This is a genomic window from Paraglaciecola sp. MB-3u-78 (genome assembly GCF_002835935.1).
In the GTDB taxonomy this organism is placed as follows: Bacteria; Pseudomonadota; Gammaproteobacteria; order Enterobacterales; family Alteromonadaceae; genus Paraglaciecola.
In genome coordinates this window covers 71,029-93,782 of sequence record NZ_PJCF01000009.1, presented here as the reverse complement: position 1 = coordinate 93,782, position 22,754 = coordinate 71,029, and the positions used below count along the sequence as shown (strand labels likewise).

Annotated in this window: 19 protein-coding genes and 1 pseudogene; 17 read left to right on the top strand and 3 right to left on the bottom strand. The window is 41.3% G+C overall.

Annotated elements, in window-relative coordinates; genetic code table 11:
- Positions 1-120: 120 nt before the first annotated feature.
- From CXF95_RS21255 to CXF95_RS21215, 9 genes and pseudogenes are all read left to right on the top strand, one after another.
- A complete protein-coding gene (locus CXF95_RS21255; protein WP_101200577.1) occupies positions 121-960 on the top strand; it encodes a PHP domain-containing protein in 840 nt (279 codons plus the stop codon).
- A gap of 56 nt (positions 961-1,016) precedes the next feature.
- The gene (locus CXF95_RS21250) at positions 1,017-1,637 is read left to right on the top strand and encodes an L-threonylcarbamoyladenylate synthase (protein ID WP_101200576.1); all 621 of its coding nucleotides are present in this window, start codon (positions 1,017-1,019) and stop codon (positions 1,635-1,637) included.
- Between the two features lie 18 nt (positions 1,638-1,655).
- The gene (locus CXF95_RS21245) at positions 1,656-2,525 is read left to right on the top strand and encodes a ScpA family protein (protein ID WP_101200575.1); all 870 of its coding nucleotides are present in this window, start codon (positions 1,656-1,658) and stop codon (positions 2,523-2,525) included.
- Positions 2,525-3,208, top strand: a complete 684-nt coding sequence (gene scpB, locus CXF95_RS21240; protein WP_101200574.1) for an SMC-Scp complex subunit ScpB — start codon at positions 2,525-2,527, stop codon at positions 3,206-3,208. The genes CXF95_RS21245 and scpB overlap by 1 nt, the downstream gene beginning before the upstream one ends.
- Positions 3,208-4,065 (top strand): 23S rRNA pseudouridine(2605) synthase RluB, encoded by an 858-nt coding sequence (rluB, locus tag CXF95_RS21235; RefSeq protein ID WP_101200573.1) that lies wholly within the window; start codon positions 3,208-3,210, stop codon positions 4,063-4,065. The genes scpB and rluB overlap by 1 nt, the downstream gene beginning before the upstream one ends.
- A 1,303-nt stretch (positions 4,066-5,368) precedes the next feature.
- The gene (locus tag CXF95_RS21230; protein WP_157828196.1) at positions 5,369-5,905 is read left to right on the top strand and encodes a YHS domain-containing (seleno)protein; all 537 of its coding nucleotides are present in this window, start codon (positions 5,369-5,371) and stop codon (positions 5,903-5,905) included.
- A gap of 257 nt (positions 5,906-6,162) precedes the next feature.
- Complete coding sequence (locus tag CXF95_RS21225; RefSeq protein ID WP_101200643.1) at positions 6,163-6,405, top strand: MAPEG family protein; 243 nt, start codon at positions 6,163-6,165, stop codon at positions 6,403-6,405.
- 106 nt (positions 6,406-6,511) lie between these two features.
- Positions 6,512-6,907 carry a hypothetical protein gene (locus CXF95_RS21220; protein WP_101200571.1) on the top strand — a complete coding sequence of 132 codons (396 nt, stop codon included), beginning with the start codon at positions 6,512-6,514 and terminating at the stop codon, positions 6,905-6,907.
- 226 nt (positions 6,908-7,133) lie between these two features.
- Positions 7,134-7,691, top strand: a pseudogene (locus CXF95_RS21215) (NUDIX domain-containing protein).
- A gap of 181 nt (positions 7,692-7,872) precedes the next feature.
- On the opposite strand, the gene CXF95_RS21210 reads toward CXF95_RS21215, so the two are convergent.
- Positions 7,873-8,310 carry an NIPSNAP family protein gene (locus CXF95_RS21210; protein ID WP_232787964.1) on the bottom strand — a complete coding sequence of 146 codons (438 nt, stop codon included), beginning with the start codon at positions 8,308-8,310 and terminating at the stop codon, positions 7,873-7,875.
- A 171-nt stretch (positions 8,311-8,481) separates the two neighbouring features.
- Here CXF95_RS21210 and CXF95_RS21205 point away from each other — a divergent pair, with 171 nt between their 5' ends.
- From CXF95_RS21205 to CXF95_RS21195, 3 genes are all read left to right on the top strand, one after another.
- Complete coding sequence (locus tag CXF95_RS21205) at positions 8,482-10,437, top strand: DNA topoisomerase III (protein WP_101200569.1); 1,956 nt, start codon at positions 8,482-8,484, stop codon at positions 10,435-10,437.
- A 184-nt stretch (positions 10,438-10,621) separates the two neighbouring features.
- Positions 10,622-11,539 carry an aminotransferase class IV gene (locus CXF95_RS21200; RefSeq protein WP_101200568.1) on the top strand — a complete coding sequence of 306 codons (918 nt, stop codon included), beginning with the start codon at positions 10,622-10,624 and terminating at the stop codon, positions 11,537-11,539.
- A complete protein-coding gene (locus CXF95_RS21195) occupies positions 11,539-12,264 on the top strand; it encodes a hypothetical protein (RefSeq protein WP_101200567.1) in 726 nt (241 codons plus the stop codon). Before CXF95_RS21200 ends, CXF95_RS21195 begins: the two co-directional genes overlap by 1 nt.
- Before the next feature lie 153 nt (positions 12,265-12,417).
- Here the strand turns inward: CXF95_RS21195 and CXF95_RS21190 are convergent, their stop codons facing one another.
- Positions 12,418-13,110, bottom strand: coding sequence for a hypothetical protein (locus CXF95_RS21190; RefSeq protein WP_101200566.1), 693 nt, complete (start codon positions 13,108-13,110; stop codon positions 12,418-12,420).
- Between the two features lie 545 nt (positions 13,111-13,655).
- Here CXF95_RS21190 and CXF95_RS21185 point away from each other — a divergent pair.
- The 3 genes from CXF95_RS21185 to CXF95_RS21175 all read left to right on the top strand — a co-directional run bounded on the left by CXF95_RS21185 (position 13,656) and on the right by CXF95_RS21175 (position 16,812).
- Positions 13,656-14,483, top strand: a complete 828-nt coding sequence (locus CXF95_RS21185) for a phytanoyl-CoA dioxygenase family protein (RefSeq protein ID WP_101200565.1) — start codon at positions 13,656-13,658, stop codon at positions 14,481-14,483.
- Positions 14,484-14,802: 319 nt separating this feature from the next.
- Complete coding sequence (locus tag CXF95_RS21180; protein ID WP_101200564.1) at positions 14,803-15,570, top strand: class II aldolase/adducin family protein; 768 nt, start codon at positions 14,803-14,805, stop codon at positions 15,568-15,570.
- 66 nt (positions 15,571-15,636) lie between these two features.
- Entirely contained in the window at positions 15,637-16,812 is a 1,176-nt protein-coding gene (locus tag CXF95_RS21175) for a mandelate racemase/muconate lactonizing enzyme family protein (protein ID WP_101200563.1), read from the top strand.
- Between the two features lie 114 nt (positions 16,813-16,926).
- Here CXF95_RS21175 and CXF95_RS21170 read toward each other — a convergent pair whose 3' ends face one another.
- Positions 16,927-19,182 (bottom strand): acyl-CoA dehydrogenase, encoded by a 2,256-nt coding sequence (locus CXF95_RS21170; protein ID WP_101200562.1) that lies wholly within the window; start codon positions 19,180-19,182, stop codon positions 16,927-16,929.
- Between the two features lie 455 nt (positions 19,183-19,637).
- On the opposite strand from CXF95_RS21170, the gene CXF95_RS21165 reads away from it, so the two are divergent.
- Positions 19,638-21,947, top strand: coding sequence for an RND family transporter (locus CXF95_RS21165; RefSeq protein ID WP_101200561.1), 2,310 nt, complete (start codon positions 19,638-19,640; stop codon positions 21,945-21,947).
- Positions 21,940-22,743, top strand: coding sequence for an outer membrane lipoprotein-sorting protein (locus CXF95_RS21160; RefSeq protein WP_369809338.1), 804 nt, complete (start codon positions 21,940-21,942; stop codon positions 22,741-22,743). The genes CXF95_RS21165 and CXF95_RS21160 overlap by 8 nt, the downstream gene beginning before the upstream one ends.
- Positions 22,744-22,754: the final 11 nt, after the last annotated feature.

The following is a 22,754-nucleotide window of genomic DNA, read 5'->3' as shown; positions in this document are numbered from 1 at the left end:
GTATAATAGCGCCGAATAGCATCAATTTGATTGTGCATAGAAGAAAGCAAAAACGCTGCTATGTCAACACCCAAATTAATCTTAACCATAAATAAACACAATGAATAAAGTTATTACTGAATGAAAATCGACCTACACAGCCATACACATTATTCTGATGGGCACCTCTCTCCCAAAGAGTTGATTGATCGCGCCCACAACATGCAAGTCAATGTGTTAGCGATTACCGATCATGACACAGTTAACGGTATTCAAGAGGCAATGGATTATCAGTCTGGGCAAAAGCGCCCTATGCAAATATTGCCTGGTGTAGAAATTTCTACTTCTTGGCATAACTTTGATATTCATATTTTGGGCCTAAATGTCGATCATACTAACCCAGAGTTTTTAGCTCGCTTAGACCAACAAAGCAAAGAGCGTGATCGCCGTGCCCAGCAGATGTCTGACAAGTTAGCTAAAGTGGGTATCGACAACATGTTTGAACAAGCAAAAACCTTGGCAGGAAAAGGCCAAATTACCCGCGCGCATTTCGCTAGAGTATTGGTCGAACGCCGAGTAGTGAAAGACTTTGAGGACGTATTTAAAAAGTATTTGGGTAAAGGCAAAAAAGCCCATGTTAAGCCTCAATGGATTGATATAGCAGAAGCCATTACTTGGATTCAGGATGCTGGCGGTAAGGCAGTGATAGCACACCCAGGGCATTATGATATGACCACAAAATGGTTAAAGCGTTTGGTAGAAGAGTTCGCTGATGCTGGTGGCGACGGGATGGAAGTGATTCATTCTCATCTTACTCCAGAACGCAAAAAGTTATTGGCCGATATAGCGGCTGAACACAATTTACAAGCCTCCAGTGGTTCTGATTTTCATTATCCTAATCGCTGGACTGAATTAGGTAAAAACCTTTCGCTTCCCGAACAGCTTGTGCCAATATGGCATGACTGGGAATTAGCGATCTAATCCATTACACAACTTAACAGGCAATACTGCTGCGATAGTAGAATAGGAATGTACTCATGAGTCAGTTTTTTTATATTCACCCTGAAAACCCTCAAGTTCGCTTGATTAAACAAGCTTGCGAGTTAATTCATAAAGGTGCTGTAGTGGTTTTTCCCACAGATTCTGGTTATTCCATAGGGTGTCATATGAATGACAAAGCTGCCCTCGAGCAAGTTTGTCGAGTAAGGCAAATAGGTAAAGATCATAACTTTACTTTGATCTGTCGCGACGTGTCTGAGCTGTCTGAATATGCAAGAATAGACAATACTTCGTTTAGGTTGATTAAAAATAATACCCCTGGCCCTTATACTTTTATCCTCAAAGCCACCAAAGAAGTCCCTAAACGACTACAAAACCCCAAACGCAGAACGATTGGGATCCGAGTGCCGGATAACAAGATTGCTTTAGCTCTGTTGGAAGAACTCGGTGAGCCATTGATGTCCTGTACCCTTATTTTACCCGGTGCATTGGTGGCAGAATCTAATCCTGATGACATTCGAGATGAATTAGAAAAGCAAGTGGGCTTGATCATTCATGGCGGTTTTTTAGGGGAGCACCCCACCACTGTGATTGATATGTCAGAGGGTGAAAACATTATTCTTAGAAAGGGTAGTGGCGACACTAGCCCTTTCATTTAAATCTACTAGCCATTTTTTATGTCTGCGGATAATTCCTCTTTTTCAGCTTTAAAAGTAGCCAATGATCCAGTGCAGCAACCGTTGCCACTGGCATTTATCAATGGCGAAGCGTTAATCGAAAAACCTGAAGACTTGTATATTCCTCCTGATGCTCTTGAGCTGATTTTAGAAGCTTTTGAAGGCCCATTGGACTTACTCTTATATTTAATTCGCAAACAAAAATTCGATATAATCAACTTGCCTGTGTATCAAGTCACTCAGCAGTACATGGAATATGTCGAGCTGATGAAAGACATTAAACTGGAATTGGCAGCCGAATATTTATTGATGGCGGCTATTTTAGCCGAGGTGAAATCTCGCATGTTGCTGCCAAAACGACCTGATGCCGAAGACGATGAAGACGATCCTCGGGCTGAACTGATCCGCCGTTTAAAAGAATATGAATTGATCAAACATGCGGCGCAGGAACTCGATAATATTCCTCGCCAAGAGCGAGACGTATTCCCAGCACAGGCACAAACTTCTGACTCGGTAGCCCCCATTCGTGTTCTGCCCAGCGTCAGTTTGCAAGAAATAGTCCTAGGGTTTCAAGCGGCCATGCAAAGAGCACAAGCCTTTGAACACCATCATATTGAAAAAGAAACCCTCTCGACCCGTGAGCGCATGAGTTTGATTTTACAGCAAATTTCTTCTGAACATTTCACAGGCTTTGACGAGTTGTTTCTAGCCAGCGAAGGCAAAGCGGGTGTGGTGGTGACCTTTTTAGCGATTTTAGAGTTGGCCAAAGAAAGTTTAATTGAACTGGTTCAAGCTCAACCTTACGCTAATATTCATATTCGGGTTTCCTCTGGCGTTTCGCCTAGAGTTTCACAAGGCGTGCAATCTTAATGGCTAAGATTTCTCGTGCACAACTGAAACAATTAGTCGAAGCTGCCATTTTTGTAGCTGACCAGCCCCTTAGCCAAGAACAAATACAATTAACGGTATTAGACGGATTGGCTGTCAGTAAAACCATGCTCAAAGAGACTTTGACAGAGCTAAAACTTGAATACCAAGCCCGGGGCATTCAACTCGTTGAGGTCGCCTCGGGTTATCGCTTTCAATCTATGGACAGTTTGAGCCCTTGGTTAAGTAAACTTTGGCAAGAACAAGCACCTCGTTATTCACGAGCCATGCTTGAAATCCTTTCTTTGATTGCTTACAGACAACCTATTACCCGCGGTGAAATTGAAGATGTGCGTGGAGTGTCTGTGAGTAGTCAAATTATGAAAACCTTGAGTGAAAGAGGCTGGGTAAAAGTCATAGGACATAAAGAAGTACCTGGCAGACCGTCCTTATATGCCACCACTAAAACATTTCTTGATTATTTTTCTCTCAAAAGTTTGAGTGATTTACCCAGTAGTGATGACTTTTTGGGATCTGAAGACATAGACAATCAACTGAATATCCTATCGAGTGATGCTGACAACAGGCTTACTGAGGATAATCCCCCACAAAAATCTGCAGATAGGACTACTATTGAATCTAATATTGAGTCAAATGACGCAGATGAACCAGAGCAATTACATTAATGAGTGACAAATTACAAAAAGTACTAGCTAACGCTGGAATAGGTTCGCGCCGCGAAATGGAAAAATGGATAGAGGCCGCGCGTATTTCAGTCAATGGCAAACTGGCAACCTTAGGTGACAGGGTCGAACCCTCCGACAAAATACGCGTGGATGGCAATCCCCTTAATACATCCAATGACGCCCCCGTGTGCCGAGTCTTAATGTACAACAAACCCGAAGGTGAACTGTGTAGTCGTAAAGATCCTGAAGGTCGCGCCACCGTATTTGATCGTTTGCCCAGTATCAAAAATGGTCGCTGGATTGCCGTAGGTCGATTAGATATTAATACCAGTGGTTTATTGTTGTTCACCAACGATGGCGAGCTGGCTAACCGCCTTATGCATCCTAAACACGAAGTGGAGCGAGAGTATTCGGTGCGGGTGTTTGGTGAAGTGGAAGATATGATGCTGAAACGTCTAACCAAAGGCGTGCAACTAGAAGACGGCGAAGCCAAATTTACCAATATTGTTAAAAAGCCCGGTGACGAAGAAAGTCAAAATACCTGGTACAACGTCAGTTTGTCCGAAGGCAGAAACCGTGAAGTACGGCGTTTATGGGAATCTCAAGGCGTGCAAGTAAGCCGCTTGATGCGAGTACGTTATGGCACACTCGAATTACAAAAACGTTTACCTCAAGGTGGCTGGGTGGAATTGGGTTTACCTGATTTGAATACCCTAAGAGAAAGTGTGCAATTGCCAGCTGAGACAGATACTTTGATTAAGATTGATCCCGGTAAATTGGATCATGTGAAGATTAGTCGTATGCGGCGGTCGGTTAAGAAGCATAGGGTGCGTCAGGCTAATAAAAAGCGGGATTAACACGCTTATTGATTGATGGTTTTGGGGTAGTCACTGAGGTTTGGTTTTGGTGGGTGCCTTTTGGTTCTATGCACTAGCGGGCACTGCCATCCCGCGCGGTCACGGCTTGGCAGGTTTCTCTCAGAATCTCGATAACTGCTCCTGCGTTATTCTACCTTCCTACATCCATGTAGGTCGCCTTCTGTGCGACTTACTTGTAAATAATATGAACCCTTTAATTTGGTCAATCACACATCCCTGATGATCGGCACCCAATCTCGACTTCCCTGTCGAGCTGTTCAACTGGGCGAAGCTGTGCTTCTAAAGAGTCCAGTTTCACCCATGTAAATTGCCCTACGAAATCTCATAAATAATTGGCGAACATCGATGCGAGGGATAGAGCAAAAGATAAAACAAAAAATCGGTTTCTCCGATACCGCTTTGGTGGCTCCGCCGCTGTTGTTTCCGCCTTTAAAGTTTCAGCAAAAAGTGGCTTATTCCTGGGGGAAATGACAGCTTACGCCGCGCGGGTAAGTCATTTGAGTGGAGATTGAAGGGCTACATTCGATGCGACAACGCGGTTGGGGTACATAAACTAAGTCATTTTTGCGGTTAAAAATTTTAGTAGCTGGCTTGAACGGATTCAAGATAAAAACCATCAGCGGACGCCGCGCGGGACGTTGACGCGCAGCGTGCCTTTGATTTATACCCATAAACAGATATTTGAACCAATCAGGATGATTTAACTTTGTTCTTGACCCCAATAGTTGTACTTAAACAGATATTTGAACCAATCAGGATGATTTAACTTTGACCCCAATAGTTGTATGAAGTGCTTTCTCCAAGCTTAGTATTTCCAGACAGTATTACCAAAAGGGCATCCTGCGGATGTTAAACTTTGCTCCCGGCAAAGTTTTGTGGCGTACCCCGGTACATGGGAAATTGGCCTTCACGCTTCACAGGTCAAGGATTAGATCCAGATAGGTGACTGTTGCGGATGAATTATCCAGCACAACCAATAGAAAAACAGAATAGCGAATGAAACTCGGGACACAGTACACAAACTATAATGTTTGCTACAACGCGCTCCGGCTATAATCGCACTATTGATAACGGCTGACCCCACAGATCCCCAGCTCTAAAGTGAAATCAAAACCACCTTCTTAGAACGATATTTTTTACTTGATCTACATTTTTCATAGTGTATTCAGAAAACTTAGTGGCGAATTTGAGTGACTACTTTGTAATATCTCGCGTTCTTTACCTGTCCATAGGGTAATGGTAGTTAAATATCTTATATAAGAAGCTTAGGGAAGTAATGTTAATGAAAATTCTAGATATCTCAAAATTGTATTATTTTATATTATTTGTAGCACTGTCATTAAACTCTGCATTTGTTGTCGCACAATCAATGGATAAAACAAAGCTTGAAAGTGAAGTCCCTTTAGCGGTGGAAGGTTATGATATTCTGACTTATTTCAATATTAATGGTGCTAAAAAGGGTTCAGATAAATATCAAGCGGTTTATAAAGGCAAGCGATATATCTTTTCGTCTTTATTAAATCAAGAAAGGTTTGCTAACGATCCAAATAAATATCTCCCGCAATATGAAGCATACTGTGCACATTCTCTTACCATGGGTAAAGAGATGCTTGCTAATCCGGCCATCTATACCTTGGAAGAAGGAAAGCTTTATATGTTTAGTACTCTTGCCGCTAGAGACGCGTGGAACACAAATGTAGAAAAAAATAGACAGCTAGCAAACACTAAATGGGAATATAAGGCAATAAAGCGAGATCAACAAATAAACGCTAAAAAAAGATGGGCGAAAGAGAATACGGTTAAACTATTTAGTTTTTAGCCGCGGATAAAGAAAACGATAAAGAAGACACCCAATTTTAAAAAAACAGCAAAACAGACTGCTTATGATTGGGTACTTTATTACTTTGGGTGTGCAAGTTATTGGATGAACTAAATAAATTTAAAACGAGTTAATATACAGCCTCGCGTGTTAGATCGGCGATATGTCTAACTGATCACGAAGATGATCCTTCTTGGTTTAATGGTCTGCCATATGCTTGCTCTGAAATAGGCGTGAGAATAGTGGTGCTGGACGATATGGCTTATCCAGAGCTCAGGTTGTTTACATCCTACGTACTGTGCTTGGTGCTCTTCAGTATTAATGCTGTAGGCATGGTTGCCATAGTTCTGGCATGGTTGTTCGCACTGAGTAGGTTCGCTCATGCCTATGTGCACATTGGTTCCAATTACGTGCCAATTAGATTGCGGTTGTTCTTGCTTGGGTGCTTTGTATTGATTGCAATGCTCATCCAAGTAGCTTGGCAACTGGCAGCGGTATAACCAGTCTCGACCGTTAGCCAAAGCGGCACATCTTTGTGTATGGCTGTAACATTTCTAAAAAACCACATCACTTTGTATGCATGTGAGACAGGTGTTAGGAGCTAGGATGATATCAAGAATACTTATTACCTATTGCGTATTGATTTTTGCAGTCGTTATTCCAATTCTAGAAGTTAACGCTTCTCACGTATTTAATTCTAGCTGGCCTGCACATGCCAGATTTCATGAAATTTGGCAGCTAATAACTAATTGCGGAATTGGTTTACTATGTCTCTGGTTGGCTTGGCTAAAAAATAAGATTCAACTGGCAAGCGTTTTGGTTGTCTTGGTGATGGGCGGTGTTTTAGTTGCACATGCAATTAAAGGTTTTTATAGTGGGTCAATATTGTCGGGTAATATGAGTAGAACAATATTAGGCATGGAGCTGGCTGCATTCGCAGCAAGTGTTGCTGTTGCCATGGCGATTAGGGCTGCAATACTTGAATCTCGCTCAAAGAAATAGAGCAAAGTTCCTTACAAGCCACTCAAACGAGACTGATCATAATAAGCTAGTCTCACTTGGCTCGCTATTTTAGCCAACTAAAAATGATAAAGATGTCGCGAAGCCTGCCTTTAGCTTTTAAGGAGAGAAAAGTGCTAATTGCCAAGTTATGAACTTCTTCCAATTATCTGAAATTAGCTAGGCTTAACAATGATAAAATGGCGGCAAACCCCTTAGGTAATTATGCATGCAACTTCTAAAAACAGCTTTTCATCCCGCTGTGTCCCTTGAAGATATTTCTGCTGCCAGTGAGCTTAGAGTCATTGTGCGTCACGCTGCTAGAGGTATTGTGGTTAAGGGGGAAGATATTTTACTGTTATACACTCAACGTTATCACGATTACAGTCTCCCTGGTGGTGGCATAGACGAAGGTGAGGATGAAGTGGCGGGCTTAATTCGTGAGTTACAGGAAGAAACAGGGCGCAGGGCGTGCAATGTAAAAGCCTTTGCACGTTATGATGAATACCGCCCTTGGTATAAACCTAATGGGGATATTATTCATATGATCTCCTATTGTTATGTGTGTGAAATTGATGCTGAATTGGGTGACACCGCTCTTGAGTCTCATTAAGTCAAAAATGGTATGAGACCGCTGTGGGTGAATATTCATAAGGCGATTGCGCACAATGATGAGGTAATGGCGACGAGTGATGAAAAAGGCCTTTCCATTGAGAGGGAATCGTATTTATTGAGGGAGATTGTCAAAAAGTTGCTGGTCATTAGCCAATTAGCTAAGGTGAATTAAAAGGGCCTTTATCATAGTAGGCTGTGTGATCACATTCTGTTTTGGCACCACCAACACTTTGAGTTTTTTTGCATTAAAGTAGTTTAGTCGCTTCTTTTCGCTGTTATTACACTAAAAATCAGCGAAGTGCCTGATGGTTTACTTTGTTCTTTTCCACCATATTCAGACACTTACTCCATCTCTACAATTCAGGTGAAAAGTCTGTTTTTTGCATAAAAACCACATCAATGCTGTCTACCAAAGCCCCGTCTTTTATGGATGTTTGGTAAGCCGTTTTCCATGTTGGGTCATTGATAAATGTTTGCCATTTTTGTTTGGCATCTGCTTCGCTATCATGCTCAATAATGTAGATAAGGGTATTGTTAGCTGCAGGGGCTGTGGTTGGGATCCAATAGGCAACCACTTTCATTCCAAGACGTTCAAAAATATGATGAGTATGCTCACGAAATCTAGCTTGCAACGCGTGTAACTTACCTTCATTGGTATGATAGGTGCGTAACTCATAGACTTTCTTTTGGCTGGCGGCGTCGGCACTCGTGGCCATTACAAACGTGGACAATAAAAACAACTTAACTAAAACAATAAACCGATTTTGCTTAACCATAGAATTGATGAGCATGTGTATTCTCTGAATGATACGAAGACATCGATTCTACCTTAATTCAAGAAAAAAACAGAATGCCAGTGTCAGGAGGGCACAATCAGCTGGCATCTGGCACCACGGGAGCATTGCCCTTGCCCAAACAACAAAAATGCACTACTGTATAAAAAAACATGTGAAGTTATTGTTATGCGCCTTTTTATTGCCGAAAAACCCAGTTTAGGTCGTGCTATTGCTGAGGTATTACCTAAGCCACATAAGAAGGGGGATGGTTATATCACTGCCGCCAATGGCGATACCGTGAGTTGGTGTATTGGGCATTTACTCGAACAACAACAGCCTGAGGCTTATGATCCTGCTTTTAAAAAGTGGAACCATGCACATCTGCCGATTATTCCCGAGCACTGGCAGCTTGGGGTTAAAAAGCAAACCGCTAAACAATTGGGCGTTTTGCGTAAATTAGTTAAACAAGCTGAGCATTTGGTACATGCGGGTGACCCCGACCGTGAAGGTCAGTTGCTGGTAGACGAAGTGATAAATTTTTTAGGGGTGACTGGGGCCAAAAAAAATAATATTCAACGCTGTTTAATCAGTGATTTAAACCCTTCTGCTGTGAAACAATCTCTGAGTAAGTTGCGTAGTAACCGAGAGTTTATTCCCTTGTCTACCTCTGCTTTGGCAAGATCCCGCGCTGACTGGTTATATGGGATCAACTTAACCCGTGCCTATACCTTGCAAGGTCAAAAAGCGGGTTACAACGGCGTGTTGTCGGTGGGGCGAGTGCAAACCCCTTTATTGGGCTTAGTGGTGCGCCGTGATCAAGCCATAGCCGATTTTGTGAGTAAGGCGTTTTATGAGGTCTGGGCTTGTTTAGAAACTGGCAATGGGGAGGGCTTTAAAGCCAAGTGGCAACCCAGTGAACAATGTGCAAAGTATCTCGATGAACAGGGTCGCAATTTGTCTGAGGCGCTGGCACAAAATGTAGCAAAGCGTGTTAGTCAACAACCGGCTCAGGTGAAAAGTCTTAAACGTGAGCATAAAAAACAAGCCCCACCACTGCCTTACAATTTGTCGTCTTTGCAAATTGATGCAAGTAAGGCGTTTGGTCTGAGTGCCCAGCAGGTACTGGATATTTGCCAAGGGTTATATGAACGGCATAAGTTAATTACCTACCCCCGTTCTGATTGCCGATATTTACCTATGAGTCACTTTGAGCAGGCTAAAGAGGTACATGCTGCTGTGCTGGCCAATAGCCAACATTTGGGCCAGCAGGGCAAGTTATTAAATCAAACTCAATTTGATTTAAGCCACCAATCAAAAGCGTGGAACGATAAAAAGGTAGATGCCCATCACGGTATTATTCCCACCCAAAAAGTCAGCAGCCATTTATCTGGCAACGATGCCAAAGTGTATAGTCTAATTTGCAGGAATTATTTGGCGCAATTTTTAGCCCATCATGAATTTTATGGCGTACGAGTTGAAGTCGGAATTGCCTCTGGTTTATTTGTCGCAGTAGCAAAAGAACTGATTGCACAAGGCTGGAAGTGCTTATTGGTGCGCGGCATCAAAAATAATCATCAAGATAATAACGGTGACGTGCAGCAACTGTTACCTCCTTTAGAAAAAGGCCAGGCACTTAAATCATTACAAGCTGAGGTGTTAGCAAAAAACACCTCAGCACCTAAGGCATATACAGATGCAACCTTATTAGCTGCCATGACGGGGATCAGTGCCCATGTGAGTGATCCTCAATTACGTAAAATCCTTAGGGAAACTGACGGTTTGGGAACGGAGGCCACCAGAGCGGGGATCATCGAGTTACTCTTTACCCGAGGATTTTTGTCCCGTGCAGGTAAAACGATTACTTCAACAGTGACCGGTCGAGGTTTGGTAAATGCGTTGCCAGATGTAGCGACTTATCCAGACATGACCGCGCGCTGGGAAGCCGAGTTGTCAGCTATTAGTGAAGGCAAAAGTCAGTACAAAAAATTGATGGGTCCTTTAGAGGAACAACTTAAAGACTTGGTTGCCCAGAGCCTTGATGTATTACCTCAAGGTTTGTCTGGCTTAGGTAAAAAAACGTTTACAAAAAAAACTAAAAGCGGCGCAAAACGCAAGTATGCTGCTAAGAAGCCTGTTAGCTAAATGTTGGACTAAATCGAGTAGAGGTGTCATTTTTAAAAAGTACGTTCTGAGTAGCTGCCAATGTCCATCTGAAATCACTCTTAACCTCCTAATATGCCTTGTATTTTTCAAACCTAAAATACATGCTAGGCAATATCATCTATGCTAACTTATTGTGCAATGCTAATCGTTTGGGTTTATCACTATGACATCCGGTACACATCAATATCAGCAAGACTCTCGCAATGAGAATATTCTAATCAATATTAATGGTGAGCTATTCCCTCGTAGTGAAGCCAAGATATCGGTGTTTGATAGCGGGTTTATATTGGGCGATGGGGTGTGGGAGGGGATCCGTCTGCACCATGGACAACTCGCCTTTATCAATCAACATATGCGCAGGCTTTATGATGGGGCTAAAGCCTTAGATATGAATATTGGACTGTCAGCGTCTCAGCTAGTTGAACGAATTCAAGGCACTTGTGTTGCTAATCAGATGTTGGATGGTGTGCACATTCGCTTAATGGTGACTAGAGGTATCAAAAGCACGCCTTACCAAGATCCAAGAGTGACCATTTCTGCCGCGACTGTGGTGATTATTGCGGAGTACAAATCTGCCGTTGAGCAAATAGACAATCAAGGGGTGTCACTGTTTACTAGTCATGTAAGAAGAGGCTATCCAGATGTACAAGATCCCAAACTTAATACACATTCAAAGTTAAATTGTATTCTTGCATGTATTCAAGCAACCAAAGCCCACGCCGAAGAAGCGTTAATGCTGGACCCTCACGGTTTTGTGGCAACCTGCAATTCCACTCACTTTTTCATTGCGCGAGATGGTGAAGTATGGACCTCATCAGGAGACTATTGTTTAGATGGGATCACTCGGCGTAACGTTATCAATCTGTGCAAAGACAATGAAATAAAGGTATTTGAACGCAATTTCACCCTTGCTGATGTTTATGGGGCTGACGAGGCCTTTATTACTGGTACTTTTGCTGGTTTATCTGCAGTTGCTCAGGTTGATGGACGCACCATAGGTACGGGTGAAAAACCTATGTTAGCGCGACTTCAACAACTATATATGCAGTTGCTTGAGACTGAAACACAAGGAAGTAAGTGATGACCCAGAGGATTGCCATGTGGTCTGGTCCACGGAATATTTCGACAGCCATGATGCGTAGTTGGGAAAACCGCAGTGATACCCAAGTAGTCGATGAACCATTTTACGCCTTTTATCTACATAAAACTCGGAGCCCTCACCCGTGTTTTGAAGAAGTATTACAAAGCCAAAGTAACGGCTATGAACAAGTGGTGAGTGAGCTGACGCAAACCCCCTGTCTCAACAAGGTGCAATATCAAAAACATATGACACATCATATGTTAGCAGGGATCGATTTAAACTGGGTTAAAGAGCTGCAACATTGTTTTTTGATCCGCGATCCTGCTCAGGTCGTCAATTCATATACCAACAGTCGTGGAGAGTGCTCGGCGGAAGATATAGGCATTCAAAGACAGTGGGAGTTGTATCAAGAGATCACTCGGATCACAGGGCAAGATATTCCTATTATTGACTCTAATGACGTACTTAAAGATCCTGAAAGAATTTTAAAACGCTTGTGTGAAACATTAGGCGTTTCATTTACGCCTGCAATGTTGACATGGCCGCAAGGGACGCGGACAAGTGATGGTGTTTGGGCAAAACATTGGTACAAGAGTGTTGATAACTCTAGCGGTTTTGCGCCTTATTCAGCTAAACATCTAAGCCTAAATGCTGAACAGCTAGCCGTGGTTAATCAGGTTAAGCCTTTTTATCAGCAACTTTATGATAAAAGAATAAGCGCTTAGGGATAGGTTATTTAGTTAAGCAGAGTGGGAAAATGTTAGAGCGGTTTTGTATGACTATATTTTCTCTTAATGTCGCTCAGTATTTGTCAGAAAAGGTATAAGGTCTGCTCAATAGTAGACCTTATCAACTTCAGACTAGATTATGGGTGAGAGTTACTCTTGACCTTTGTAACGGCGTTCCACTTTTGCTAACAACGCCGGGTTGGCAATTTCCAAAATAACCACTTGGTGCAAGACGATTTTTCCTTTTACATCAGATGATGCATCAATCGTTAAGGTCGGTGGATTATGTTCAGGTGATTTGTCACTCCACCAACCACCGTCATTTTGAGATTCAAACTCTATATCTCCGCCAACAACTGAACCCTTAACAAGAGTGATGCTGCCATTTTTGGTTTTGATATCATCGCTTACAAAGGTTTTGGTTAGAGAAATGTCGCCATTAACCGTTGTCACATCATTGCCCACCATTGAGTCAGTCCCAAGGGTAATGTTACCGTTAACCGTGCTCACGTCACGTTTCACTGACAAGTAGGTTAGTGCTCGGATGTCACCATTGACGGTGGATAAATCATGTACCTGAACGTTATTGTCTATTTCGATATTGCCATTTACTGCATTAACATCACGAGCACTAACATTATCTTCAATGGTGATATTGCCATTGACTGAGGAAAGATCGCCCACCTGTTTGTTTTCGGAAATATCTACGCCACCAAATACACTACTATAATCACTGTTATCCTTGTCATTATTATCTTGACCACCCACGTGAATGATACAGCCTGATGTACTTAAGGTTAATGCGGTAAGTAGTGCCGCTGTTGTTAATTTAGAGAGTGTCATCGTTGTCCTTAGTGCGTAATGAGATAATAATTGTTGTTCTTGTTTGTGTGCTGGTATTTGCTAAAGCAGAACCTGTGCCAAATGTCTAAGCGTATGATAATTATAGTTATGTTTGTTCTTCTTAATGGTTAGTAGCAAATAAACCACAAAAAGTTAGTCAAAATAGCAAATTAATGGTGAGCTTTATTGATTTGAGACTGTTTAAGTAAAGGTCCTTTGAAACTGTAGCTAATAAGTTACAACCTTAAGTATTCATTAGAAAATATTATAAATTTGTAAGATGAATAATACCTTATCGAAAGCGGCTTTGTGACTGTGATAACAAAAAAATAGTCCTATATTTGACGGCGTGAGTAAAAGCCTGAAGTAAATAGGCCGTTTAACCTATCTGGTTAACGGGTCTTGTCATCAAGTCGACACTGAAAGTGCTTAAAGCGTGAGATTATCCAGTAAGATTCTTATCTCAGGGACTTGAAATCTTGTCTTATATAAGCCATCTTGCTTGCCATATTATCATCCACTTCTTAGTAGTTCGAGACACTTTAATGCTTACAACAGAACAATTAACATCTTACCAACAAAACGGATATTTGGTGATTGAACAGTGCTTTACAGATGAGCAGATGAGCCTTTTAAAAGATTCTGCAAATGCAATAGTTGCCAATTTTGATCCCAATTCAACCCGTTCAGTATTTTCTACTGAAGATCAAAGTAAAACTCGGGATGACTATTTTTTATCCTCTGGCGATAAAGTACGGTGTTTTTTTGAAGAAGATGCGTTTGATGAAAAAGGAGCACTTAAGCAAGATAAGTCACTCAGCATTAATAAAATTGGTCATGCTTTGCATCAACTCGTTCCCGAGTTTAAGACGTTCAGCCACAGTGATAAAATTAAGCGTATTGCAGAGGATCTAGGATTGCAGCGGCCTCAAATTCACCAATCTATGTATATTTTCAAACAACCTAAAATTGGTGGTGTTATTCGTTGGCATCAGGACGCAAGTTACTTTTACTCATCACCTCTTTCAGTGGTGACTTTTTGGCTGGCGGTAGAAGATGCAACCTTGCTAAACGGTTGTCTACAGGTGCAATCGGGCGGGGCGGCTATTCCATTAAAAGAGCAGTTTTTACGTTATCCAGATGACAGTACAGAGTTAAAAACCTTGCATGATATGCCGTGGCCTGACGACGATAGTGCTAAACCTTTAGAAGTTAAAAAAGGAACCCTAGTGGTATTTAATGGGTTGTTACCACACTTCAGCGCGCCTAACTTATCTGATAAGTCGCGCCATGCCTTTACCCTACATATTACTTGTGCCAATACGAAATATGCCACAGAAAACTGGCTGCAAGCTGAGCCAAGTTTACTATAGGATTCTCTCATTGTTTAAAAACGGGCTGTGCATTACAAAAAGGTAGAGCCTGTTGCCGTACTTTTTCATCTCGGTGTTCTGGGTGATGAGTCTTTTTTTATGTCTGATTATGAATTTTTGCAACTTAGGCAATGATGTGGTTTTTACTGGATAATGAGTTTTGGCAAAGCATAAGAGTCTACGCTAAGCCGCAAAGCATATGAAATAACCACAGACCCTATTTTTTCTTTCAATTATTAGGGTTATTTAAGGTAGTATTTATTTATATCGATGCGCTGATAGGCGTTTTAATTAGGTTAATCAAAAAAGGGGAGGCAAGGTGTTTCAACTCGAAAAATTTAGTCTAAAAGGCAAGGTTTCGCAGCAGGAGTGGCAAACGCGAGTAGATTTAGCCGCATGTTATCGGCTGGTGGCTGTCCATGGTTGGGGAGACTTAATTTATACCCATTTGTCGGCAAGGGTGCCTAATACAGAACATTATTTGGTGAATGCTTTTGGTTTAACTTTTGATGAGGTGAGTGCTTCTAATTTGGTTAAAGTGGATTTGCAAGGCAATGTATTGGATGGTTCACCCTATCAAATTAACCCTGCTGGTTTTACTATTCATAGTGCCATTCATGAAGTACGACATGATGCCCAATGCGTTATTCATTTACATACCAAAGCGACTATTAGCGTGGCGACTGTGCAAGGTGGATTAAAACCTTGGAGCCAATATGCGATGTTTTCGTTATCTTCGTTAAGTTATCACGGGTATGAAGGGTTAGCGGTGGATGAGGCCGAAAAAGCTCGCTTGCAAGCTGATCTTGGACAGACCAATCACATGCTACTGCATAATCACGGTGGATTAACCGTGGGTGCAACTGTAGGTGACGCATTTATGCGTTTTTACGACTTACAAAGAGCCTGTGAAATTCAAATGGAGTTGATGCAATGTGGTCAAGCCGTTATCGAGATCCCACAACCTATTGTCGATGGTATCTATGCTCAGGCAAACATTGTGCATAGCGGTGAAACAGGTGGCCAAAAAGCGTGGCCTGCGATGTTAAGGCGGGCTTACAAACTCGATCCCTCATTTTGCGAATAGACTTTTCGTTTAAACAGTTATACGGATTGGTATTAGTTAAAAATTATTAAAAAACAGGAAAAACATATGAAAATTAACCGCGTTGAAATTTTCGACACTCACTGTCCCAAACGCCCATCTTGGAATCCTGTATTTATTCGCATTCATACAGATGAAGGAATTTCTGGCGTAGGTGAAGCAGGCCTCGCTTATGATTTAGGTCATAGCGCGGCAGCCCATATGATCAAAGAAATTGCCGAAGCTATGTTAATTGGTTTTAACCCAATGAATACCGAATTGTTATGGTCGCGTATGCTACGGGAAAGTTTTTGGGGATTGGGCGGTGGCCCAGTGTTGTATGCTGCTATGAGTGCCATTGATACTGCTCTGTGGGACATTAAAGGCAAAGTTTTTGGTGTGCCTGTGTATCAGCTTTTAGGCGGTAAAACCAACGGCAAATTAAGAACTTACGCTAGCCAATTACAGTTCGATTGGGATAAAGAATGCACTAAGTTGACCCAACCCGAGCAGTACGCGGAAGCAGCACTAAAGGCAGTAGCCGATGGTTATGATGCGGTAAAAGTCGATCCAATAGTATATGACAGCGATGGTAATTCGTCGTTTGATCGAACTAAATTGTTCACTAAACCTCAAATGAGATTATTCGGAGACCGTTTACGTGCTATCCGTACAGCAGTAGGTCCAGATGTAGACATTATTTTTGAGTCACACTCATTAATGGGCGCGGCCTCAGCGATTCAAATGGGTGAATTGGTAGAAGAAGTAGGCTGCATGATGTACGAAGAGCCAGTGAATTATTTGAACTCGGCGGTACATAAAAAAGTAGCTGAAAATGTACGCGTACCTATTGCCGGTGGAGAGCGGCTTTATCATCGTTGGGATGTACGCCCCTATTTTGAAGATCAAAGTATTGATGTATTGCAACCAGATGTAGGGTTATGCGGCGGATTTACCGAAACCAAAAAAGTCTGTGATTACGCCGATGTATACGACATCCGTATACAAGCCCATGTGTGTGGCGGACCTGTTGCCACAGCAGCCAGTTTGCATTTAGAAACCGCTATCCCTAATTTCTTAATTCATGAACATCACACTTATGCAATTAAAGATTGGAATAGAGAGTTATGTATTCAAGATCCGCAACCCGTTAATGGTTTTTTTGAAGTGTCAGAAGAGCCGGGCATAGGTATAGAGCTTAACGATGAAGTGGTATACCGCTCACCTAATATGGAAGTGAAGTAACTTTTTAAGTCTTTTATTCTTTGCAAAAAAAAACGGTATTGATAATGTATCAATACCGTTGTTGTGATATTTGCACTTAACGATTATGCGATAAGGCAATACTGCATCACAACCTTAAGCGGCATTCGCTTGTGCTGTCACTTTTTCATTGACTAGCTCAAGCTTGTCATCTAACAAATCCATATCATAAGTAAACTCATCAACACGGATAGCTAACTTACGTTTTTCATTGTATTCGATAACTAACGCAACTTCCTTTGCAGTCAATTCACCGGCTTCTTGCAATTTACCAACGGCATGCTCAAAAGAAATGAAAGGCACAACAGGCGTTTTGCGCAAAGCTTTTTGAACCTTTTTGAGTTGTGGCATTACGGCATGTTTAGCCTTAAATGCTTGCTCGTTGATATCGTTTCCATCCCCTGGGATGACTTTAACCAAATGTGTTAACTGAGCTTTGATGCTGGTGTCTTGCATCGAAGCTTCAGATAGTTTACGTTTTAAGTCATCTGAAATACCTGTAACAGCAGTGGTGTATGTATTCGTTAATACACGCATTAAGCCGCGTACAGCCGTATTTGGGAAATTCACAATAAACTCATTCAGTGCGGTTTCGCCTTTATTTAAACACCACTGAATAGCATATTCAAAGTATGGTAATGCTTCTTTACGACTCTCAACACGCTGCTCATAAAACCGTACTACAGCCATGGCTGCATACATGTAACTCATTACATCACCAAGACGTGCAGATAACATTTCAGCTTTCTTCAAATCACCCGCTAAAACAAGTAATGACAAATCAGCCATTGGCGCTAGTTTTGCAGAAAGAGCATTCATACGTTTTTCGTACTTTCTCACTTCTGGTAATGCTGACTGAGCTCCGCGTGTGAAGGGCAGGTAGCTCTTCGACAAACTACGGAATGCATTTTTGACACTAAAAACAACGGTTTTGCCTAATACCTTGTTAAATTTCGCATCGGCATCTTGCTCACTACTATGAATTAGTTCAACCATTTCTTTAAGATGTGGATGACAACGCATAGTACCTTGGCCAAATATCATTAAACTACGTGTCAGGATATTTGCGCCCTCAACAGTTATCGCGATAGGTAAAGCGACATATGCGCTTGCTAAGGTATTTTGAGGTCCACGTTGAATCGCTTTACCTGCTTGAATATCCATAGCAGTGTTGACCACATCACGGCCTAATTCTGTCATATGGTATTTAGCTATCGCGGTAACGACACCCGGGATAAGACCTTGATTTAGCCCTTCAGTGGTTAACACTCGCATGGCTTCGAGTACAAATGTTTTACCGGCAATATCAGCCATCTCTTCTTGAATGCCTTCGAAGCGACCAATGGGTACCCCAAATTGTTCACGAACAAAGGAGTATTCAGCAGTAGACTTAAGCGCTGTTTGTGCTGAAGCTACGCCCATGGCTGGGAGTGAAATACCTCGGCCAGCACCTAAACAAGCAACCAACATCTGCCAACCACGGCCAATGTTATTCTGTCCACCGATAACAAAATCCATTGGAATAAATACGTCTTGACCTCGGGTAGTGCCATTATAGAACTTGACACCCATTGGATCGTGTCGATTACCTAGTTCAACACCAGGGTGTGATTTAGGAATGAGTGCACATGTAATACCCAGTTCAACTTTGTCGCCCAATAGGCCATCTACATCAAATACTTTAAAGGCCAAACCTAATACCGTCGCTATGGGTGCCAGTGTAATGTAACGCTTGTCCCAAGAAACTCTCAGGCCAATGACTTCTTTACCTTCCCACATACCTTTGGTGACGATACCTGCGTCTGGAATAGCGCCAGCATCGGAACCTGCTTCTGGGCTAGTCAAGGCAAAACATGGAATGTCTGTGCCCACAGCTAGGCGTGGTAAATAATGGTTTTGTTGTTCAGGCGTTCCATAATGCATCAGCAACTCGCCCGGACCTAAAGAATTAGGCACCATAACGGTTACTGCTAATGCACCACTTTTGGCAGCTAATGTAGCTACTATGGTGGAGTTGGCATATGGGGAAAACTCTAAGCCACCAAATCGCTTAGGTATGATTAGTGCAAAGAATTTATTCACTGAAATAAAGTCTAATATTTCTTTTGGAATACGGTTTTCACTTTGCAGCGCGAAATCATCGATCATCGACAATACTTGTGTTACTGGGCCGTCTAAAAAGGCTTGTTCTTCAGCACTAAGTTTAGCAGTAGGTATGGTTCTCAACGCGTGCATGTCAGGTTTGCCCTGATAAATGGACGCTTCTAGCCATACATCACCAGCTTCTAATGCTTCTTGTTCAGTAATTGAAATAGGAGGTAATACTTTTTTAAGACTTGTTCTAATACTCATTTTATCTCATCCGCTCATCTGACCAGTTGGTATTTATAATACTAGTTTCCATAAAAAGATCAAAATTTTTTGGTATGTTTGTTAATAATCACCGTTTTAAAAACATCTTTGAAAGATGAAATGTAGATATTTTTCAATGGTATAATTTAAAAAAATAGAAATTTGATAGAATTTAATAATCAATGATTATTAAACAGAAATGGCTCTTTTAATTGATAATTATGCTGTCATTTAACTTTTGTTGACTACAAATAAACTCTTTGGGGCAGTAAAACTATACTAAAGATGTCCTGAAAATGGTTTTCAACAATAGTCTTTAATTTTAAAAATGTAATCTGTAATCACTTATTTTAGTAGACAATCAGAGTATAAAATAGGTCCTACAATTACGTAGCCCGATTTTTGTCGATTAATTCATACTTGCAGCCGGTAAATTTTAACACTTGGAGAACTAAGTGAATAATTCTTGGTTAGACTTTTCAGTTAATCGTCCTAAGACGGTTCTTATCATTGGATTTATGCTCATTATTGCGACTGCTTTGGGTGCTAAAAACCTTTATTTTCGCGGCGATTACAAAGTGTTTTTTGAGGATTCAAATCCCCAAAGAATGGCATTTGAGGAGATGCAAAGGACCTTTAGTAAGAATGATAGCGCTAGCATTATTATTGCGCCAAAGTCAGGGAACGTTTTTACCTTACAAACCTTGTCATTGATTCATGAAATGACTGAAGACGCAGAACAAACACCTTTATCGATTCGTATTGATTCCCTCACTAACTTTCAGCATACCTGGGCTGAAGACGACGACATGATTGTTGAAGATCTCGTCTACGATTTGGCTGATCTTGACCAGAAAAGGCTCGCTTATATTCAAAAAGTCGCTTTGAACGAACCTAATCTACTGAACCGACTTATCTCGGCCAAGGCCGATGTTACCGTTATAAACGTTTCTGTTAATTTACCCGATGGAGACCTAACCGCTGAAGTTAAGAAGATCACTGAATCGATAAAAGCTTTAACAGACAAATATAAAGCAAAATACCCCGAACATGATTTTTATCATACCGGCGACGTTTTGATGAACTATTCATTTGCCTCATTTGCCGAGCGAGATTTCACGACTATTGTTCCGCTGATGTTTTTGAGCATTATACTAATCATGTGGTTACTATTAAAAACTGCCGTGGGAACATTTTCGACTGTGGTGGTGATAGCTTCGAGTATCGCTGTAACTATGGGCATTGCGGGGTGGTTTGGCATGTTTATGAGCACCGCAACAGTGAATGTACCGACTATGGTAATGACACTCGCTGTCGCTGATTGTATTCATGTCATATCGACTATGTTGTATGGGATGCGCCTAGGTAAAGATAAAAAGGCAGCCCTGGTCTACAGTCTTTCCCTTAACAAAGCCCCTATTTTTATTACCAGTGCCACTACCAGTGTTGGCTTTTTAACTCTTAATTTTGCGGCAGTGCCTATTTTAGCTGATTTGGGCAACCTAACAGCTGTGGGTGTTATTTTTGCCTGTATTTTTTCGCTGACTATTTTACCCGCGCTCATAATGGTTTTACCGATGAAACAACTGCCCAAACAAATATCTAGCACTAAGTTGGGGTATATAGAAAGACTTGGCGAGTGGGTGATCACCCATCACAAACGGATTTTACCTCTTACGCTAGTGGTAGCCGTGATAGCAATTGGATTTTCGTTTAAAAATCAGTTAAATGATGTGCCTACCGCCTATTTTGATAAAACTACCGAATTTCGGCAATCTACTGATTTTCAACAAAAACATTTAAGCGGTATGATTAATCTGGATTTTTCGATTTTCACTGACGAAGATTCAGGTATTAATAAACCACAAACCCTGCAAAAAATTGAAGCCTTTAGTCAGTGGCTCAACATACAACCTGAAATAGACCATGTTTCTTCTATTACCAACACTTTTAAACGCTTGAACAAAAACATGCATGGCGACAACCCCGACTATTATCAATTGCCAGATGATCGAGAACTAGCTGCTCAGTATCTACTCTTATATGAAATGTCATTACCTTATGGCTTGGACTTAACCAATCAACTGGATATGAACAAGTCAGCCACTCGTGTTACGGCAATGGTCAAAAACTCTGGCAGTAAAGCATTAACTGCCCTTGAAATTAAAGCACAACAATGGTTCTCAAGTAATGCACCTAATTTAAAACTGACAGTCGCAAGTCCAGGGCTAATGTTTGCCCACATAAGTGAAGCTAATATGGCTAGTATGCTAAAAGGCACTTTGGTTGCTCTTGTACTCATATCGGGCCTTTTGGTATTTGCACTTAAGTCTTTCAAAATGGGGATGATTAGCCTGCTACCAAATTTATTACCCGCTGGTATCGGTTTTGGCATTTGGGGTATTTACTCCGGGGAAGTCAATCTTGGCCTATCTGTGGTACTCAGTATGACACTGGGTATTATTGTGGATGATACAGTGCATTTCCTAAGCAAATATCGCCATGCTCGGATTAGTGGAAATGATGCTGAACAAAGTGTACGTTATGCCTTTGCCAGTGTGGGTAGAGCAATATGGATCACCACCTTAGTGCTAGCAACTGGATTTTCAATACTGATGCTGTCACCATTCGCTTTGAACTCAGATATGGGCATGTTAACCAGTATTATTATCGTGGTTGCTTTAGTTGTCGATTTCTTATTTTTACCACCATTTTTAATGTACTTTGATAGAAAAAATATCAAGCAGGAGTTTACCCATGAATAGATATCACCTTTCATCAGTGACAAAAGCAGTCTTAGTTTTTATACTCTTGACGCATTCTTTGGTTAGTTATGCACAATCTGCGCAAGAAAAAGGTCTGACTATCGCTAAAGAGCGCAAGCTAAGAGATTCGGGCTGGGGAGACAGTACCGGCGATATGAGTATGATTTTACGTAATACTCAAGGGGATGAAGTTGAACGTAAAATGCGCATGAAATCGTTGGAAATTGCTGATGACGGAGACAAAGCTTTAACTATCTTTGATCAACCCTTAGATGTAAAAGGTACTGCATTTTTAAGTTTTTCTCATGCAATTGAGCCTGATGATCAATGGATGTATCTGCCTAAGTTAAGTAAAGTAAAACGTATACGTTCTCGAAATAAGTCAGGCCCTTTTATGGGCAGTGAGTTTGCATTCGAAGATATGAGTTCCTTCGAAATAGAAAAATATGATTTTAGGTATTTGCGGGACGAAACCTTTGATGGGCAGGCCAGTTTTGTGTTGGAGCAAGTACCAACTGATAAAGATTCAGGTTATTCAAAACAAATTATCTGGGTTGATAAAAAGCACTACCGATTATTAAAAGCTGAATTTTATGATCGTAAAGGTAGTTTGCTAAAAGAATTAGTGAACTATGACTTTACCTTGTACTTAGACAAATATTGGCGTCCAAAGCGCACTGAAATGTTTAATGAGCAAAATGGTAAAAGTACTGAGCTAGTTATTCATCAAATAAATTTTAATACCGGTTTATCGGACAATGATTTTAATAAGGGTACTTTAAAGAATGTTCGATAAATCTGGCTTTG

What these genes read in the sequence shown, in the direction of transcription:
- CXF95_RS21255 (WP_101200577.1), top strand. Translation starts at nt 121, where the DNA reads ATGAAAATCGACCTACACAGCCATACACATTATTCTGATGGGCACCTC.
- CXF95_RS21250 (WP_101200576.1), top strand. Translation starts at nt 1,017, where the DNA reads ATGAGTCAGTTTTTTTATATTCACCCTGAAAACCCTCAAGTTCGCTTG.
- CXF95_RS21245 (WP_101200575.1), top strand. Translation starts at nt 1,656, where the DNA reads ATGTCTGCGGATAATTCCTCTTTTTCAGCTTTAAAAGTAGCCAATGAT.
- scpB (WP_101200574.1), top strand. Translation starts at nt 2,525, where the DNA reads ATGGCTAAGATTTCTCGTGCACAACTGAAACAATTAGTCGAAGCTGCC.
- rluB (WP_101200573.1), top strand. Translation starts at nt 3,208, where the DNA reads ATGAGTGACAAATTACAAAAAGTACTAGCTAACGCTGGAATAGGTTCG.
- CXF95_RS21230 (WP_157828196.1), top strand. Translation starts at nt 5,369, where the DNA reads ATGAAAATTCTAGATATCTCAAAATTGTATTATTTTATATTATTTGTA.
- CXF95_RS21225 (WP_101200643.1), top strand. Translation starts at nt 6,163, where the DNA reads ATGGCTTATCCAGAGCTCAGGTTGTTTACATCCTACGTACTGTGCTTG.
- CXF95_RS21220 (WP_101200571.1), top strand. Translation starts at nt 6,512, where the DNA reads ATGATATCAAGAATACTTATTACCTATTGCGTATTGATTTTTGCAGTC.
- CXF95_RS21210 (WP_232787964.1), bottom strand. Translation starts at nt 8,310, where the DNA reads ATGCTCATCAATTCTATGGTTAAGCAAAATCGGTTTATTGTTTTAGTT.
- CXF95_RS21205 (WP_101200569.1), top strand. Translation starts at nt 8,482, where the DNA reads ATGCGCCTTTTTATTGCCGAAAAACCCAGTTTAGGTCGTGCTATTGCT.
- CXF95_RS21200 (WP_101200568.1), top strand. Translation starts at nt 10,622, where the DNA reads ATGACATCCGGTACACATCAATATCAGCAAGACTCTCGCAATGAGAAT.
- CXF95_RS21195 (WP_101200567.1), top strand. Translation starts at nt 11,539, where the DNA reads ATGACCCAGAGGATTGCCATGTGGTCTGGTCCACGGAATATTTCGACA.
- CXF95_RS21190 (WP_101200566.1), bottom strand. Translation starts at nt 13,110, where the DNA reads ATGACACTCTCTAAATTAACAACAGCGGCACTACTTACCGCATTAACC.
- CXF95_RS21185 (WP_101200565.1), top strand. Translation starts at nt 13,656, where the DNA reads ATGCTTACAACAGAACAATTAACATCTTACCAACAAAACGGATATTTG.
- CXF95_RS21175 (WP_101200563.1), top strand. Translation starts at nt 15,637, where the DNA reads ATGAAAATTAACCGCGTTGAAATTTTCGACACTCACTGTCCCAAACGC.
- CXF95_RS21170 (WP_101200562.1), bottom strand. Translation starts at nt 19,182, where the DNA reads ATGAGTATTAGAACAAGTCTTAAAAAAGTATTACCTCCTATTTCAATT.
- CXF95_RS21160 (WP_369809338.1), top strand. Translation starts at nt 21,940, where the DNA reads ATGAATAGATATCACCTTTCATCAGTGACAAAAGCAGTCTTAGTTTTT.